General features: G+C 68.0%; 14 protein-coding genes and 2 tRNA genes. 4 read left to right on the top strand and 12 right to left on the bottom strand.

Features of this window, described 5'->3' with window-relative positions:
* Window positions 1-137: 137 nt before the first annotated feature.
* From arfA to EV380_RS00640, 7 genes are all read right to left on the bottom strand, one after another.
* The gene (arfA, locus tag EV380_RS00670) at window positions 138-1649 is read right to left on the bottom strand and encodes an arabinosylfuranosidase ArfA (protein ID WP_130448633.1); all 1512 of its coding nucleotides are present in this window, start codon (window positions 1647-1649) and stop codon (window positions 138-140) included.
* 91 nt (window positions 1650-1740) lie between these two features.
* Entirely contained in the window at window positions 1741-2619 is an 879-nt protein-coding gene (locus EV380_RS00665) for a carbohydrate ABC transporter permease (RefSeq protein ID WP_102161201.1), read from the bottom strand.
* Window positions 2619-3560, bottom strand: a complete 942-nt coding sequence (locus EV380_RS00660; RefSeq protein WP_102161203.1) for a carbohydrate ABC transporter permease — start codon at window positions 3558-3560, stop codon at window positions 2619-2621. The genes EV380_RS00665 and EV380_RS00660 overlap by 1 nt, the downstream gene beginning before the upstream one ends.
* A 78-nt stretch (window positions 3561-3638) precedes the next feature.
* Window positions 3639-4973 carry an ABC transporter substrate-binding protein gene (locus EV380_RS00655; protein ID WP_165391859.1) on the bottom strand — a complete coding sequence of 445 codons (1335 nt, stop codon included), beginning with the start codon at window positions 4971-4973 and terminating at the stop codon, window positions 3639-3641.
* Between the two features lie 171 nt (window positions 4974-5144).
* Window positions 5145-6158, bottom strand: a complete 1014-nt coding sequence (locus EV380_RS00650; protein WP_130448629.1) for a LacI family DNA-binding transcriptional regulator — start codon at window positions 6156-6158, stop codon at window positions 5145-5147.
* 99 nt (window positions 6159-6257) lie between these two features.
* The gene (locus EV380_RS00645) at window positions 6258-6959 is read right to left on the bottom strand and encodes a LytR C-terminal domain-containing protein (RefSeq protein ID WP_130448627.1); all 702 of its coding nucleotides are present in this window, start codon (window positions 6957-6959) and stop codon (window positions 6258-6260) included.
* Between the two features lie 72 nt (window positions 6960-7031).
* Entirely contained in the window at window positions 7032-7307 is a 276-nt protein-coding gene (locus EV380_RS00640; protein ID WP_130448625.1) for a DUF3263 domain-containing protein, read from the bottom strand.
* 93 nt (window positions 7308-7400) lie between these two features.
* Between EV380_RS00640 and EV380_RS00635 the strand changes: the two genes are divergently transcribed.
* Window positions 7401-8117 carry a uracil-DNA glycosylase gene (locus tag EV380_RS00635; RefSeq protein ID WP_242607452.1) on the top strand — a complete coding sequence of 239 codons (717 nt, stop codon included), beginning with the start codon at window positions 7401-7403 and terminating at the stop codon, window positions 8115-8117.
* 5 nt (window positions 8118-8122) lie between these two features.
* Here EV380_RS00635 and EV380_RS00630 read toward each other — a convergent pair whose 3' ends face one another.
* A complete protein-coding gene (locus EV380_RS00630; RefSeq protein ID WP_130448621.1) occupies window positions 8123-10003 on the bottom strand; it encodes a threonine/serine exporter family protein in 1881 nt (626 codons plus the stop codon).
* Window positions 10004-10132: 129 nt separating this feature from the next.
* Between EV380_RS00630 and EV380_RS00625 the strand changes: the two genes are divergently transcribed.
* Entirely contained in the window at window positions 10133-11167 is a 1035-nt protein-coding gene (locus tag EV380_RS00625) for an Atu2307/SP_0267 family LLM class monooxygenase (RefSeq protein ID WP_130448619.1), read from the top strand.
* Between the two features lie 129 nt (window positions 11168-11296).
* Here the strand turns inward: EV380_RS00625 and EV380_RS00620 are convergent.
* Window positions 11297-11373, bottom strand: a tRNA-Val gene (locus EV380_RS00620).
* 89 nt (window positions 11374-11462) lie between these two features.
* Window positions 11463-13811, bottom strand: a complete 2349-nt coding sequence (locus tag EV380_RS00615; protein ID WP_130448617.1) for a right-handed parallel beta-helix repeat-containing protein — start codon at window positions 13809-13811, stop codon at window positions 11463-11465.
* 205 nt (window positions 13812-14016) lie between these two features.
* On the opposite strand from EV380_RS00615, the gene EV380_RS00610 reads away from it, so the two are divergent.
* Together EV380_RS00610 and EV380_RS00605 are read left to right on the top strand one after the other, a co-directional pair.
* On the top strand, window positions 14017-15447 hold the full coding sequence (locus tag EV380_RS00610) for a TrkH family potassium uptake protein (RefSeq protein WP_130448615.1): 1431 nt from the start codon (window positions 14017-14019) through the stop codon (window positions 15445-15447).
* Window positions 15440-16135, top strand: coding sequence for a potassium channel family protein (locus EV380_RS00605; protein ID WP_130448613.1), 696 nt, complete (start codon window positions 15440-15442; stop codon window positions 16133-16135). The genes EV380_RS00610 and EV380_RS00605 overlap by 8 nt, the downstream gene beginning before the upstream one ends.
* Before the next feature lie 78 nt (window positions 16136-16213).
* On the opposite strand, the gene EV380_RS00600 is transcribed toward EV380_RS00605, so the two are convergent.
* Window positions 16214-16287 (bottom strand) — tRNA-Thr (locus tag EV380_RS00600).
* A gap of 70 nt (window positions 16288-16357) precedes the next feature.
* Complete coding sequence (locus EV380_RS00595; protein WP_130448611.1) at window positions 16358-17227, bottom strand: DsbA family protein; 870 nt, start codon at window positions 17225-17227, stop codon at window positions 16358-16360.
* Window positions 17228-17325 lie beyond the last annotated feature (98 nt).

Raw genomic sequence — 17325 nt, 5'->3', positions numbered from 1 at the left:
CTCTCGCGTCCGGCAGCTCGCGCGGCCGGTGGTTGCAGATGCCGAAACCGCCGACTAGTTCGTAATTAAATATTACCAACTAGCCGGCGGTTACGTAAGCCCTGGGCGCACTCACCGTGGCGAGACGCCGGGACAGATCAGCCGAGGCCGAGCGCCGTCCAGGAGACGGGCGGCAGCGTGATGGTCAGCTGACCGTCCTGGATACGCGCGCTCGTGTTCTCCGCGGTGGACACGCGCTCCTGGTTCTCGAGCGTGTTCTTCGCGTTGCGGTCCTCGTCGGCGAGCGTGTGGCTCTCCAGAAGGCTGATCTCGCCGAGCAAAGCGACGTCGACGGTCACGGTGACCGCCTCCTCGGTGCTGCGGTTGACGAGGAAGACGGCCGCGCGGTTCGCCTCGTCGTCGTACGTGGCCGCCGCGTCCACGAGCGAAACCTCGCCGTACTGCTCCGAGACGTAGGTCGGCGCGTCCAGCTTGAGCTGAAGCGCGCGGCCCGTGGCCAGGCGGGACGTCAGCGCGAAGGGGAAGAACGTGGTCTGGCGCCAGGCCGGCCCGCCGGGCTCGGTCATGATCGGGCCGATCACGTTCACGAGCTGCGCCAGTGACGCGCTCGTGACGCGGTCGGCGTGGTTGATCAGTGAGATCATCAGGTTGCCGAACACGACGGCGTCCGCGACCGAGTAGATGTCTTCGAGCAGGCGCGGGGCGACCGGCCAGTTGTCGACCCCTTCGATCTTGTCGACGTTCTCGAAGCGTGACTGGTACCAGACGTTCCACTCGTCGAAGGAGATGTTGATCTTCTTCTGCGAACCGCGGACGGCGCCCACGTGGTCGGCTGTGGCGACCACCGTCTCGATGAAGCGGTCCATGTCGACGGCGGAGGCCAGGAAGGAGCCGATGTCGCCGTCTTTCTCCTCGTAGTACGCATGGCAGGAGATGTAGTCGACGTCGTCGTACGCGTGGGTCAGGACGGTGCGCTCCCACTCGCCGAAGGTCGGCATGTGCGCGCTCGAGGAGCCGCAGGCGACGAGCTCGATGCCGGGATCCAACATGCGCATGGCCTTGGCGGTCTGCGTGGCGATCTTGGCGTAGTCCTCCGCCGAGCGGTGGCCGACCTGCCAGGGGCCGTCCATTTCGTTGCCGAGGCACCACATCTTCACGCCGAAGGGCTCGGTACGTCCGTTCGCGATGCGCTGCTCGGCGCGGTCAGTGCCGGAGGGCAGGTTGGAGTACTCGAGCAGCTCGAGGGCTTCCTTGGTGCCGCGCGTGCCGAGGTTGACCGCGAGCATGAGCTCGCTGCCCACCTTCTCGAGCCACGTGGAGAACTCGTGCAGGCCGACCTCGTTGGTCTCGGTCGAGTGCCACGCCAGGTCGAGGCGGCGCGGGCGCTGCTCGCGCGGCCCGACGCTGTCCTCCCAGGCGAAGCCGGAGACGAAGTTCCCGCCGGGGTAGCGGATCGTGGAGACTCCGAGCTCGCGGACGAGCTCGATGACGTCCTGGCGGAAGCCGTCGGCGTCCGCGGAGGGGTGGCCGGGTTCGTAGATCCCGTCGTAGACGTGGCGGCCGAGGTGCTCGACGAAGCCGCCGAACAGCTGCCGTTTGACCTCCCCGACGGCGTAGTGCGGGTCGACGGTCAAGGATGCGTCAGTCATGGTTATCGCTTTCGTGACGTGTGGTGTGGTCATGGTTGGCTCACGCTCCGGCCTGGGCCGGGGCGTTGACGGAGTGCTTCGGGTGCCGCGGCTACTTGACGGCGCCGGTGGCGAGGCCGCCCTGCCAGTACCGCTGCAGGAAGAGGAAGGACAGGATGAGCGGGACGATCGAGATGAACGCACCCGAGGTGATGAGATTCCAGACCTGCTCGCCACCGGCACCCGCGTTGGAGAGCGCCGTCCACCGGTTGAGGCCGACGGTGACGGGCAGGAGTTCGGGATCGGTCAGGACGGCAAGCGGCAGGAAGAAGTTGTTCCACGTGACCACGACGGAGAGCAGCAGCACCGTCACGACCGCGGGGCGGAGCATGGGCAGCACCACGGTGAAGAACGTGCGGACTTCGCCGGCGCCGTCGATCCTGGCGGCCTCCATAATCTCGTCCGGGACGGCGTCCTGGGTGTAGACGCGCATCAGGTAGACGCCGAAGGGATTCAGCAGCGAGGGCAGGATGACCGCCCACGGCGTGTTGATGATGCCGTAGTCGCTCAGCAGCACGAACGTCGGGATCACGAGGGCCGTCAGCGGCACCATGACGGAGCCGAGGATGAGAGTGAAGACCGGTCCGGAACCGCGAAAGCGGAACTTGGCGAAGCCATACCCCGCCAGCACGGCGACGATCGTCGCCCCGGTGCCGGCCGTGAAGGCGTACAGGAACGAGTTGCCGAGCCAGCGCCAGTAGATGCCGCCGTCGTGCTGGAAGAGCCCGGCGATGTTCTCGAAGAACGCGAAGTTCCCGGAGAACCAGAAGGCGGGGCTGCCGAAGAGGCCGGCGGTGTCCTTCGTGGCGGCCACGAGGAGCCACCACAGCGGGATGACGAAGTAGAACGCCAGGATGATCAGGAACGCGTGCGCTCCGATGCGGCGCTTGCCGCGGGGCCGGCGTTTGTATGTTTGGACGGGAGTGGACATCACTTCAGACCGCTCTGCTTGCGCGTGAGGAACAGGAACAGGAAGGACCCGATGAACACCAGGATGCCCAGCGAGAACGCGATGGCCGAGGCGTAGTTGAACTGGCTGTAGCTGAACGCGAGCGAGAACGCGTACATGTTCGGGGTGTAGGCGGCGTCGATGGAGCCCTGGGCGATGCTCTGCATCACGACCGGTTCGGTGAAGAACTGCAGGGTGCCGATGAGGGCGAACGTGACCACCATGACCATCGAGGAGGAGATCATCGGGAGTTTGATCTGCAGTGCGGTCTGCAGCCCGTTCGCGCCATCGATCCGGGCCGCTTCGTAGATCGCGGGGTCGATGGAGCGCAGGGCCGCGTAGACGACCACCATGTAGTAGCCGGCCCACTGCCAGGTGACGATGTTGACCAGCGAGAAGAAGATCGTGTCCGGGCCGAGGAAGTTCGGGGCCTGGAGTCCGAAGGCATCGAAGATCGTCGCGCCGGGGCCGAAACGCGGGCTGTAGAGGAAGCTCCACATCAGGGCGCCGATGACGACGGGGACCGCGTAGGGAACGAAGATCAGCAAGCGGCTGAGCTTCGAGACCCACGTGGAGAGGGTGTCCAGCACGAGTGCGGCGACGATCGCGACGATGAGCTGGGTCGGGATCATGACGGCGCCGTAGGCGAGCACGCGCAGGATGCCTTCGATGAAGAGGGGGTCGTTGAAGGCGCGAACGTAGTTGGCGAGGCCCGTGAATTCGGTGCCGGTGGCCAGCGTCGAGGTGAACAGGCTCATCCAGAACGCGTAGCCGAGCGGGATGATCAGGAAGAGCGCGAAGATCAGCAGGAAGGGCGAGACAAACAGCCATCCCCAACGCTGGCGGCGCCGGACGAGAAGCGAACCCGAGGCGGCGAGTTTACGGCTCGTCGCCTGGTCCAGCTCCGTGGCCTGGGTGGTCATAGTGATTCTCCTAGTCGAACGGGAACAGCAGTGGCGGCCGGGCGGGCGGGGACCGGAGCCGGCCCCCGCCGCAGCCTGCTACTTCTGGGTGAATCCCTGTTCAGCGGCGTACTTCTCGAGGCTCGTCTGGAGGTCGTCCAGGGCCGCGTCCGCGTCCTTCTCGCCTTCCGTCATCGCGAAGAGCTGCTCGGTGAGCTGGTCGTAGGCGTAGTTCTGGAACGGGCTGAAGGTGAAGCCCTCATAGCCCTGGGCGGAGTCGAGGAAGACCTCGTCGTTGATTTTCTGGCCGCCGAAGAACTCGTACTCGAGGTCGCGGAAGTAGTCCGACTCGAGCATCGGCGTCCACAGCGGGAAGAGCGCCGCCTCCTCGATGCCGATCTTCCAGGCCTCCTCGGTGCCGAAGATCTCCTTGGCGACCATGGCGGCCGCCTCCTTGTCGTCGGCCTGCTCCGTCACGGCGAAGGTCGAACCGCCCCAGTTGACCTGGACCGGGTTCGCTTCGTCCCACTGCGGCAGGGGCGCCGCGCGCCATTCGGCCTCGGGATCGGTATCGGAGAGGCCCTGCAGGTAGCCCGGGCCCCACGCGGCGGCCAGGTAGATGGCGTAGGTGCCGTCGACGAGCTTGGTGTTGTAGTCCGCGGTGAACGCGTCGTCCGTGGAGACGAGATCGTCCTCGACGAGACCTTGCCAGTAGCTCAGGACGTCCTTGGAGGCCTGGTCGTTCACCTCGATGCCGATCTCCTGCGGGTTCGCGGAGTCGTACTCCCACGGCGTCGAGCCCGCCTGGGCGAAGAGGGCCTGATTGAAGGCGCGCCCGTTGGTCGGGAAGTTGGCCAGCACGCCCGGGGCGTCCTCACTCTGAAGCTTCTCGGCCGCCGCCTGGAATTCGTCCCACGTCTTCGGCGGGGCGATGTCGTACTCGTCCAGGATGTCCTGGCGGTAGAGCATGCCCATCGGGCCTCCGTCGACGGGGACCGCGTAGACCGCGTTGCCGCTGGACACGTCGCTCCAGGCACCCTCGGTGTAGTTGCCGGCGATGTCGGCGACGCCGTATTCGGAGAGATCCGTCAGCGCGTCGCGGATCGAGAAGCTGGAGAGCACCTCGGCCTCGAGCATGATGACGTCCGGGGCGCCGGAGCCGGCCTCGATGGCCGTCGAGAACTTGGTGTACTGATCGTTGCCCTGTCCGGCGTTGGTCCAGCAGACCTGCACGTCGTCGTGCGTTTCGTTGAAGTGGTCGACGACCTGCTCAAACGCGGGATACCAGGCCCAGACGGAGACCTGAGTCGCGTCGTCCTTCAGGATCTCGTTGGTGCAGTTCGCCGCCGTCTCGCCGCCGCAGGCCGCCAGGCCGGCGATCGACAGAGCAGCGATCGGCGTCGCGGCGAAAACCCTCGAAGTCTTGGACTTCATGGTTCTACTTCCTCTCAAGGTGGAATCAGCGTTGTTCCCGACGGCCGCATCCCTCGCGGCCTCCCGCGGATCCGTACTGCCTGCCATCAAGTACAACGTTGTACTGTAAACGTTGTACCACCAATCATGAGGGCGGGTGTGATCTATGTCAAGTAGTCTTCGTGACCCGCTTCACGCGGCGGCAGTAGACTCTCGGCGCCGGATCTCGAACTCGGCCAGCCGCGTCTCGGCGGGTCCGCCGCTGCCCGCATCGTTGATGCGCTGCAACAGCGTCTTGACCGCAGTCCGGGCGATCCAGCCACGGCCGGGATCAACCGTGGTCAGCGAGGGGATCGAGTACGGCGTCTCCTCGAGGTCGTCGAATCCCATAACGGCGACGTCGGCGGGCACGGAGATCCCCGCCTCCTGGAGCACGCGCATCGCGCCCAGGGCGAGCGTGTCGTTCAGCCCGAAGACCGCGTCGAAATCGACACCCCGCGCGAGCAGCTCGCGCATGCAGGTGGCGCCGTTGGCGCGGTGCCACAGCCCCGAATGGGCGATCAGGTTCGGTTCGTACTCGATGCCGGCGGCCGCGAGCGCCTCACGGTAGCCACTCAGCCGGAGCCCGGCGGAGCCGACGACCTCACCCTCGTGCGCTCCGACGACGGCGATCCGGCGCCGCCCGGAATCGAGGAGGTACTCGGTGGCCGCCCGCGCCGCGGCGACGTTCTGCATCGTCACGTGATCTGCGGGCCCCTCGAAGATGCGCTCACCCAGGATGACGAGTGGGTAGGAGACCTCGAGCGCGCCGACGTCCTCCTGCCCCATGCCGAGCGGCGAGAAGATCAGCCCGTCGGTCATGTTCAGCCGCGGACTCTTCAGCAGGGCCAGCTCGCGCTCGCGGTCGCCGCCGGTCTGCTCGACCAGTACGACGACGCCGGCCGCTTCCGCAGCGGCGATCACCTCGGCCGCGAGCTCGGCGAAGTAGCTCAGCGCGAGATCGGGCACGGCCAGCGTGATCGCCCCCTTGCGGCCAGAGCGCAGGCCGCGGGCCGTGAGGTTGGGTGTGTAGCCGAGTTCAGCGATGGCGGCCTCGACCTTGGCGCGCGTGGCGCTGCCGACGTTCGGCCGCTCGTTGATGACGTTCGACACGGTCTTGATCGACACCTGGGCCATCCGGGCGACGTCGTGCAGGGTGGCAGCCATGGCCCCTCCGATCAGTTGCAGGTGCTAGCACTATACAACGTTGTACAGCGCCACCGCGGGGCGGCCCGTCGGGCCGCTCCTTGGCCTGGCAGTGCGCCGTTAGCGCCCGGCGCTGCCGAGCACCACCGAGATCTCGACGGGGACGTTCTCCGTCTGGTAGATCGTCCCGATGCCCAGCTGATCGGCGACATCGCGGGCCGTCGTCGCTGCCCAGTCGTTCTTGTAGTACACCACGCTCGGCTCCACCTGGCGGGTCCAGTTGCCCGAGACGACCTGGGAATACCCGGCCGAACGCAGCTGCGCCGTGTTCGTGCCCGCCAAGCCGCCGATGCCGGAGCCGTTGTACACGCCAACGGGCAGGTTCCGGTCGAGCACCCCGTCGGACTCGTCGGCGGCGGCGTCCTCGCTCGCATCCGCCTCGGGTGTCTCCTCCACGAGGTCGGCGGCCTCCGACTCGTCGGCGGTGTCCGGCTCGCCGGAGCCGGGCGCCGCGGTTTCTTCGGGACTGCTGGAGGCCTCGTCGGATTCGTCGTCCGGATCCTCGGAGGCCGAGTCGGAAGCGGGGGCACTCACAGAGGCCGACGGCGGCGGGCTCGGCGCCGCCTGCTGGTCGCCGCCGAAGGTGGGACGCAGGAGGAAGAAGGCGACGAGGCCGATGAGGATCGCGGCGACGCCGAAGATCAGGACCGGCCACAGTCCGCCGCGGCGCGCCGGGGCCATGCCGGCCGCGAGCCGGTGGACACCCTGGCGGTCGGTGTACTCGGGGACACGATCGAACTCGTCGCTCGGATACTTACTCATGACCTTCCTTCGATGAAGCGTCTGCGCTACGCGAGGCGGCGTCGGAATCGGTGGTGCGGGTGTCGTTGCTGGTCACGTCGACTCTACCGGCGGCGGTCGTCCGCCGGGCGGCGACGCGTCGACGCGTCGACGCGTCGAACGTAGTCTACGCAACCGAGTGACCAGCATCGGGTCGTAGGCCAGCGCCCCGTCGGTGTCGATGAGCACATTGAGTTGCTGGTAGTAGTGCGTGGGGCTGACGTCGAAGCGGGCTCGGATCTCCTGCTCCTTGGCCCCGGCGTACTTGAAGTGCAGCTTCTCGAGCGCCAGCATGCGCTTCTCGAGCTCGCTGAGCTCAGCTCTGGACATGCTCCCCCTCGCGGACCGACACGGAATCCCTCAGTTTAGTCGCCCGCGAACGGTACGCCCGGTCGCGCCGCCCGCCGAGTCATAATGGTTGTCATGCGGATGGCAGAGGATTGGGAACAGGCGCTCGCGCCCGTCGCCGACGAGCTGGCGGCCGTGCAGGAACGCGTCGAGGCGCGCCGCGCCGGCGGCGAGGCCGTCCTGCCGGCAGCGAACGACGTCCTGCGCGCGTTCGCGCAGCCGCTGGCCGCGACCCGCGTCGTCGTCCTGGGCCAGGACCCGTACCCGACCCCCGGCCACGCGATCGGGCTCGCCTTCGCCGTCGAGGCCCACGTGCGTCCGCTGCCCCGCTCGTTGGGCAACATCTACACCGAGCTGCGCGACGACGTCGGACTCGCCCCGCCGTCCCACGGCGACCTCTCCGCGTGGTCGAGCCGGGGCGTACTGCTGCTCAACCGCGTGCTCACCGTCACCGCCGGCGAGGCGGGCTCGCACCGCGGGCTCGGCTGGGAGCGCATCACCGAGGCGGCGATCCGCGCGGTCGCCGGGCACAGCGCACAGGCCGGCACCCCGCTCGTCGCGATCCTCTGGGGCAAGGACGCGCAGCAGGCGCGCCCACTGCTCGCCGCCGGCGAAGAACGCGGCACGACGGCGGTGATCACCTCCGCGCACCCGTCTCCCCTGTCCGCGCGGCGCGGGTTCTTCGGGTCGCGGCCGTTCAGCCGCGCCAACGACTTCCTGCGCAGCCACGGCGCCGACCCCGTCGACTGGTCGCTGCCGCCGGCCGACCCCGCAGGCGACGTGCTCTTCTGACCGGGTCAGCGGCGGCGGATCCGGCGCCGCTCGTGCGTGTTCCAGCCCTTGGTCAGAGGGCGGGCGATCGTATCGCCGAGCACGATGCCGCCGGCGATCGCCAGGATGATGCCGAAGGCGTTGAAGATTTCGCTCAGGCCGAGGGTGATGTCTTCGGTTTCCATGGTGATGCCGTAGATCGCACGGAAGATCATCAGACCGGGCAGCAGGAACATCATCGCCGGGACGGCCACGACCAGCTGCGGCGCGCCGAGGCGCAGGGCAACCCACCGGCCCGCGACGCCGATGACGACGGCGGCGCCGGCCGGTGCCAGCCGCTCCCCCACCCCGATGCCGAGGACCGCCAGCAGCGCGCCGTACCCGAGCAGGGCGACGCCGGCCGTCGGCAGCAGCAGCCGGGGGGCGCTCTGCTCGAAGATCGAGGCGCTGAAGACCGCGACGCCGACGAAGACGGCCATGAGCCACGTCGGGTAGGTGACTGTGGGGATCTCGGTGATGTCGATGCTCTCGACGCCGAACAGGTCACCGACGACCAGGCCGGTGATGATGCCGGCGAAGATCCCGCCGAAGACCAGGAGCGCGGAGAAGAGCCGGCCGGCGGCGGTCACCGGGAAGCCGTTGATGGCATCCTGGACGCTCGAGACCAGCCGGGTGCTCGGCAGCAGCAGCATGATCCCGCCGGCGACCACGACCGCCGGCGAAATAGGCACGCTGAGCCGCCACAGCAGCAGCGCCGACGCGGTGATGAAGAGCGAGGCCAGCCCGACGGAGAAGAACTCCGGTATGCGCCACTTCCCCGAAATCTTCAGGACCTGCCAGACTCCCGTGAACGAGAGCAGGGCGATCAGCGCGCCGAGCCAGCTGCCGCCGATGAAGAGCACGAACGAGCCGCTGAAGATGCCGCCGGCGACGTCCGCCAGCCAGCGCGGGAACGGCTTCGGCTTCGACGTGATGACGCCGAGCTGATCGATCGCCTCGCGCCGTGTGACGTCGCCGGCGACGATGTCGGCCACGAGCTGGTGCACGAGCGCCAGCCCCGCGTAGTTGCTCGTCCACGAGCGGACAACGCGGAGCAGGCTGACCGGGTGCTGGTCGTCGCCGGAGTAGTTGATGTGGATCGACTGGTTGGTGATGTCCACGTCGACGTTGCGCAGTCCGAACGAGGCCGTGACCGCGATGATGCTCGTCTCGGCCTCGAGGGCGCCGGCGCCGAATCGGAACATCGTCTCGGCGAGGTCCAGCGTGAATTCGAGGGTCTCCCTAGTGTCCGCGCCCGCCATGCCGATCTGGACCATCGGATTCGCGTACGGGCTGCCGACGAGTCGGTCGACGATGGAGAACGCCTGGGTCGGCGGGTGCTCCGACTCCAGGATCTTCGAGAAGACTCGCCTGGCCCCAGGCTTCGGGCCCCACGTCGCCCGCCGGTCCGGACGCCCGAACGGCAGCCGGATAGCCGGCCCGGTCGACGTCGTCGGGCCCAGAGGGGAACCGATGGGGGTCGTCGGGGCGGTGGGCGGGCCGCGGCGGATGCGACGTTTGGGTCGGTTCGGCGGTGCCGTCCGCGCCGCGGACGCGTTGGTCCCGGTGGGGCGCTCCGCCGTCGGGCCGGTTCCCGCGGACGACGACGGGGCGGCGCCGTCGTCGCGCACCGCGTCGATGGGCCGCGTGTAGGGGTCGACGCCGGGCCGGGCCGGGCCGGTGTGCACGGGGGTCGCGTTGGTTGGCGGCGCGAACGGGTTGTCGATCTGAGCGGTCGTGACCCGGGGCAGGGCCTCGGCGACCGGATAGGCGTCCGTGCCCGGGCGGACGTCGTACGCCGCCGCGGACTCACCGCTCGACGCCTCGTCGCCCGACGGTTCGGGCTCGAATGGCTGCGTCCGACTCACCTGGTCACCTCCCCGTTTCTCGCTTCGATTCCCCACTGTACAACCGCGGACGGGCCCGCGGACACGGCGGGAATAGATACCTTCACCACACCGTTATTAGATGCAAACACATATTTATTGGAGGGCTGCATGGACAAGAAACTGGAACTGGGCGCCGAGACCTTCGGCGACGTCAACGTAGTGGACGAGACCTTGGGCGCGGCGCACGCGCGAGTGCTGCGCGACGTCGTCGAGGAGGGCGTGGTCGCCGACCAGTCGGGCCTCGACTTCTTCGGCGTGGGTGAGCACCACCGCGCCGACTACGCGGTCTCCGCGCCCGAGGTCGTGCTGTCCGCGATCGCCGCGCGCACCGACCAGATCCGTCTGGGCTCCGCCGTCACGGTGCTCAGTTCGGACGATCCGGTGCGCGTGTTCCAGCGGTTCGCGACGCTCGACGGGATCTCGGGCGGTCGCGCCGAGATGGTTCTGGGGCGCGGCTCGTTCGTCGAGTCGTTCCCCCTGTTCGGCCACGACCTGGGTGACTACGAGATCCTCTTCGAGGAGAAGCTCGCGCTCATGGCGAAGCTCCTGAGGGAGGAGCCGACGACGTGGGCCGGCACCACGCGCTCACGGCTGAGCGCACAGGACGTCTACCCGAAGACGGCGGAGGGAATGCGTGCCTGGGTCGGCGTCGGGGGAAGCCCGGAGTCAGTCGTCCGCGCCGCGCGGCACGGCCTGCCGTTGATGCTCGCGATCATCGGCGGTGACCCGCTGGCCTTCGCCCCGCTCGCCGACCTCTACCGCAGGGAGCTGACGGCGTTCGGGCACGACCCGCGGCCGGTTGCCGCGCACCTGCACGGCTTCGTCGCCGACACCGATGAGGAAGCCGCCGAGCAGCTCTGGCCGCACTACTTCGCGCAGATGACGAAGATGGGCCGCGAGCGCGGATGGCGCGGTTACGGCCGCGGGCAGTTCGAGGCGGCGATCGGGCCGGGAGGCAACCTGCTCGTCGGCGCGCCGGAAACCGTGGCGAGGAAGATCGCGCACATCGCGACGAACCTGGGCCTCGAGCGACTCGACGTGAAAACGAGCAACGGCACGCTCGCTCACGACCGGATCGTGCACAGCATCGAGCTGCTCGGCGACCGGGTCGCCCCGCTTGTACACGACATGATGGCCGACTGAGCAGCCCCGTGGGGCGCAGCGACGAGTGGCGGTCTCCGGCGCGTTCCAGGCCGCCACTCGTCACTGCGGACAAGCGCCGCACCGCCGAAAACGAATGGCCCCGGTCCGCAGACCGGGGCCATTCTTCGTTGGTGGATCTTACTGGACTCGAACCAGCGACCTTTCGCGTGTGAGGCGAACGCTCTAACCAACTGAGCTAAAGATCCAAGCAACTGCGCCGCAACGGGCACCAGAACATCTTAACCCGCCGATGCCGGGCCGCCAAATCGGCGCCCGGCACCGCTGGGCGGTTCGGTCAGCGCCCCCGGCCCGGGCGTTCCGCCGGGATCACGGCGCCGATGTGACCGCCGTCGACGCCCGCGTCCGTGAGGAAGGATTTGAAGAACGGCCGGGCGAAATCCCCGTGGTCGATCGCCCCGTCGTCGTTCCGTTCAAACCCCGCAGGCTGCTCCAGGGACATGACATCGCGCTGGGGCACGACGCGCTTTCCACCGGTAGTCACCGACCGGCGCCCGTCGAAGAACGCGTTCGTGGCATCCACGTCGCCGCTGACGACGTCGGCATCTCCGGCGGCGCTGCGCAGCGAGAGGTTGTTGCGGAAGACCCCTTGCTCCTCGGGCGCGAAGTACGGGTTGATCCGAAAGATGAAGTTGTAGCGCTTGTTGTCGACCGCGGTGTTGCCGGTCACCTCGAGCCGCCCCGGATTGAAGTTGTCCGTGAAGCCGTCCATGTTGTTGTCGTAGGCGAGATTGCCGGACAAGACGTGTGCGACCGGGAGTCCCTCGCCGCCGACCTTGAACCCGCTGCCGGACGTGCCGTCCTCGCGGTAACCGTTCGAGAGCTTGCCGTTGGAGTACGCGACGTTGCCCTCGAGCGTGATCGGGAAATTGGCGCCCTCGTTGGTGCGGTTGTACAGGTCCCAGCCGTCGTCGATGTTGTGATGGGCGATGTTGGCGCGGAACACGTTGCCCGGGCCGACGCCCAGTTTGGCCGCGAAGCCGTCCGCGTTGATGTCGCTCGCGTCCCTGTTGTCATGGGACTCGCTGTTGGAGATGAGGTTGTCCGCCGGCCAGTTTTCGCGCGGGCCGCTGCCGGTGAGCTGGAACCCCGTGTCCCCGTTGTCGTTGAACACCATGGAATCGATGAGGTTGTTCGACCCGGAGACCCGCATCCCGTTCGACGCGGCATCGGTCAAGCGCAGCCCGGCGACCTCCCAGTGGTCCGCATCGAGGCGGATGATCTGCGGCAGGGCGCCGCGACCGTCGATGGTGACCTCGCCGCCGTCGTGCGCGGTCAGCGTCTTGCGCGCCCCCTCGGTGCCGGAGTACGCCGCGGAGATCTCGATCCGGTGCGACGGCGTGTAGACGCCTTCCAGCAGTTCGACACTCTGGCCAGGCTGCACATAGGCGACGGCGGTCGCGATGTCGAGCGGGCTGCCCGCCGTGCCGTCGCCTGCCGGCGATCCGTCGGGGCTCGCGAGCAGGGGCGCCCCGGCATCGAAGAGGCGAACGTTCACGTCGACCGCCCGCGTGATCGAATCGGCGCTCGGCCCCTCGGAGGGGGTGAAGACCGCCTCCACCGTGGACGATCCCGCCGGAAGCGTCAGCTCGGTCGTGATCTCTTCACCGGCGGTCGCGGGCAGGGCCTCGGCCACCGCGCCGTCGACACTCACAAGCACTTCCCCGTCGTGCGACGCCGTCGCCGCCAGCGGGTAGGCGGCCGCGCCCGAGTGGGCCGGCGCGCGCAAGTCGAACGACACGGGCGCGACGGGTTCCGGCTCGACTGGCCGCGGTTGCGTGTCCGCGTCCGAGAGCGTCAGCGACGCGTTGGAGAACGTCGCGGCCACGTTGCGGGAGGCGAAGAAGCCCACGGTCATGTTGTCCGGGTCGATGTCCTGCACCCAGTCGGCCCCGACGAGCTCGCGGGTGAATGTCTCGGGCTGCCCAGTACCCTCGTACGTCGTCGACATGACGAACGTGTCGTCCGTGCGCTCGAGGCGCATCGTGACCGGTTCGCCGATCGTGAGCCCGTAGTCGCCGCCGGAGGCGAACTTCTGCACGGATCGCGTGGCCTCGACCGTGCCCCACGGTTCGGTCTCCCCGGTGCGCGTCATGGCGTTGGCGCCGTCGCGCAGGACGGCCGTCGCCGCGTAGTTCGACGCGGCCGGCACCTCCTCGAAGCCGTCCACCATCGGGTCCTGGCGCGCGCCGCCGTTGACGTCGCGCACCATCAGCCCGGCGCCCTCCTGGCCGCTCGGGTTCGCCCCGGTTTCAGGCCCCAGTTGATGAACGACGACGTCCGCCTCCAGCACGAAGTTCTGCTCTCGAGGGTCTAGATCGACGTAGTAGAAGGTCAGCCCGTCGTGCCCCGGGGCGAGCTTGCCGCCGCGGCTCTCCATGAAGATCTCGCCGTCGATGGTCCCCGGGCTGCTGGGTTCCGCGTGGTTCACGCCGACCTTCTCAGGCAGCACGTTCGCCGAGAAGTTCAGGTCCGTCGACTGACCGAACGTGATCTGGTCAAAGACCGGATCCGCCGTGGAGTTCGTCGTCGCCGACGCGGGCGCAGGGACGAGGACCGCCCCGGCCAGGGCGAGGGTGCCGGCCGCGGCGAGGACGCGCGTCGTCGTGAGTCTGGCGTGGGCCATGAGTTCGCTCCGTTGCAAGGTGTGGTGAGTGATGAAGCGCGTGAGGCGCCATTTCAACCTATGGGTGACGCGCATCACCCTCAAGGCAATTCGTGCGGTTTCGCGTTGCTACCTCGGCATGGCGTGATGCGGCACACGCAGCATCGGAGGACTGTGGTGCTCCCATCTGCACTGCACAGTGCGACGACAGGCGTAGGCTACCGCCATGATCGTCCGTCTCCGCGTCGCGCGGATTCTCGAAGAACTCGGGCAGCGGCTGAACCCGACGGTTCGCTCGGCCACCGCCGCCCAGCGCCGCATCCGCCGCGCCCTCAGGCCCCGCAATCCCGCGCAGACCATCGCAGCCGGATTCCTCTTCGCCATGTTCGCCGGAACCATGCTGCTCATGCTGCCAGTGGCGACGCCCGGAGAGGAGAGCGCCACCTTTCTGGAGGCCTGGTTCACCGCGACCAGCGCCCTCTGCGTGACGGGCCTGATCGTCGTGGACACACCCACCTACTGGTCGGGCTTCGGCGAAGGCGTCATCACGGCACTGATACAGCTGGGCGGCTTCGGGGTCATGTCCTTCAGCGCACTGCTCGGGGTCTTCATCCTGGGCAAGCTCAACCTGCGCACCCGGGTCACCGCGGCCGCCGAATCGAAGAACAGCGACTTCGGAGATATCCGCACCCTGCTGCTGGGCATCGTCAAAGTCAGCGTCCTCGTGGAGGCGGCCGCCGCCGTCGTCCTGTTCCTGCGGTTCTGGCTCGGCTACGGCGAGACGGTGCAGGAAGCCGCGTGGAACGGGATCTTCCACTCGATCTCGGCGTTCAACAACGCCGGGTTCTCCCTTTATTCGGACAGCCTCATGCGCTACGTGGACGACTGGGTCGTCTCGCTGACGATCGCCGGCGCCGTCATCATCGGCGGGTTGGGATTCCCCGTCCTGATCGAGCTGCGCAAGCGATTCCGCCGGCCGCACCACTGGAGCATGCACACCAAGATCGTCCTGTGGGGAACGGCGATCCTGCTCACCGCCGGCACGGTATTTTTCACCGTGGTCGAGTGGACGAATCGCGCGGTCTTCGGCGATCTCGATCCTGCCGACCGCCTCCTGGCCGGCTTCTTCCATTCGGTCATGACGCGCACCGCCGGATTCAACAGCATCGACGTCGCCGAACTCCACCCGGTCTCCTGGCTGGTCACCGACATCCTGATGTTCATCGGCGGCGGGCCGGCCGGCACTGCGGGCGGGCTGAAGATCACGACCTTCGCCGTCTTGTTCTTCATCCTGTGGGCCGAGATCCGCGGTGACGGAGCGGTCAACATCTTCAACAAGCGGCTCTCGCGCTCCGTGCACCGGCAGGCGATCGCCGTCGTCCTGCTGTCGCTGGCGGCCATCATGTGCTCCACCGTTTTCCTCATGCTCATCACGGACTTCGGGCAGGAGCGCATCCTGTTCGAGGTGGTGTCCGCGTACGCAACGGTCGGGCTCTCGACCGGCATCACCGCCGACCTTCCCGCCGCGGGGCAGGTCGTCATCATCCTGCTGATGTTCATCGGCCGCCTCGGCCCCGTCATCCTGGCGTCGTCGCTGGCGGTCCGCAGCCGCAGAACCCAGTTCGAATATCCGAAAGAAAGGCCGCTCATTGGCTAAGTCATTCCTCTCCCCCCGCAGCGACAACGCCTCCGGTAAGCCGAGCACGGTCGCCGTCATCGGACTGGGGCGGTTCGGCGGCGCGCTCGCCCTCGAGCTGGAGGCCGCCGGCACCGAGGTCCTGGGCATCGACGAGGACGCCGAACGCGTCCAGTCGTTCAACGGCCTGCTCACCCACGTCGTCCGCGCCGATTCGACACAGGAGGAGGCTCTTCGGCAGCTCGCGGTGCACGAACTCGGCGTCGTCGTCGTGGCCATCGGGTCCGATCTCGAAGCCAGCATCCTGACGGCGTCGCGTCTACTCAAATTCGCCCGGCCCACCATCTGGGCCAAAGCCATCAGCGAACCCCACGGCGAGATCCTCGACCAGCTCGGCGTCCACCACGTCGTGCGCCCCGAACACGACATGGGCCGCCGCGTCGCGCACCTCGTCCAGGGCGGCATCCGCGACTACGTCGAGCTCGACGAGGACTTCGTCCTGGTCCGCACGCGGGCGCCCCAGGCAGCTCAGGACCGGCCGCTGGACATCCTGGACCTCGACGCGAAGTACAACATCACGGTGGTCGCCGCGAAACCGCTCGGCGAACGCTGGCAGCCGACGCGGGCGCACACGGTTCTGCGGGAGGACGATGAGATCCTCATCGAGGGCAGCCCCTCCGCAACCGAAGCCTTCTCGCGCCTGCCGTAGTCCAAGCCCTGCCGCAGTCCAAGCACGAAGAAGGCCCCTGCCGGAGCTGCGAACAGCTCTGACAGGGGCCTTGCCGTGAGCCCCCTGCCGGATTCGAACCGGCGACCCTCTGTTTACAAGACAGATGCTCTGGCCAGCTGAGCTAAGGGGGCATCACCGCCCTGGCGGGCGACGAATCCAGATTAGCCGAGAAACCCCGGCAATCGAGAATTGCCGAATGGATCAGCCGATCTTCTCCTCGGCCCAGACAGCGAAGTCGGGATCGGCCTGGCCGTCCCACACCTCGCCGTTGAGCCAGACACTCGGCGTACCCGGCACGGCGTCGGCGAGCGCGGCGTCGTGCGCGAACTGCGCGAACGGGCGGTACTCCATGGAGTCGATGCAGTCCTCGAGGCCCTCGGCACCGTTCTCCGCAGCCAGATCGGCCATCTCGGCGTTCGTCAGCTCGCCCTCGGGCTGCTGGGCGAAGAGCGCGTTCGAGAAGTCCATGTACGACTCCGGGGCCGCGTCGGCGACGCACGCGAGGGCGTTGGCGCCGCGCGAGGAGTAGTTCGTCGAAGAACCGCGGTCGAGGAACGCGACGTTGCGCTGCTCGAGAACGACATCGCCGTCGGCGACCCACTGCTCGATCTGCTCGGCGTACTGCCCGTCGAAGACGGAGCAGTGCGGGCAGTTCACGTCCGCGTAGACCACGAGCTGAGCCGGATCGGCGGACTCGTCCAGACCGCGCGGTGCCGGCTCGGTGCCCTGCGGCGCCTGCTCGCCGGCGTCGTTCACATCGATCGTGCGGTCCCCGGTCAGCTCCGGGTCGACGGTCGTGCCGCCCTCGCCGTCGGCGACGAGGACGATGCCGCCGTGCTCGTTGCCGCCGTTCGGGATGCCGCCGGACTCCGGGACCGCAGCGGACCGCTGCTGGACGACGATCATGACCACCAGTGCGATGACCAGGACCATCGCGCCGATGACGCCCAGCTTCACGAACAGCGACTTCCGCTTCGCAGCGGCCGCCTGCTCTTCGTGGAGTTTTCGGGCGGCCTCGCGCGCGGCGGAGGTGCGCTCGGCCTTGGTGGGACGGTTCGCGGAATCAGCCATGCGGCGTTGTCCTTTTCTGTCGACGACGACGAAAGATGTCTTCGTCATTTTAGAGGACGCTATAGGCTCGGAAGGACAGTGCTTGATCCAACACACTG

Origin of the sequence: Zhihengliuella halotolerans, from assembly GCF_004217565.1 — a bacterium.
Taxonomy (GTDB): domain Bacteria; phylum Actinomycetota; class Actinomycetes; order Actinomycetales; family Micrococcaceae; genus Zhihengliuella; species Zhihengliuella halotolerans.
Note: the sequence above shows the minus strand (reverse complement) of the source record. Positions and strands in the feature narration are given on the sequence as shown.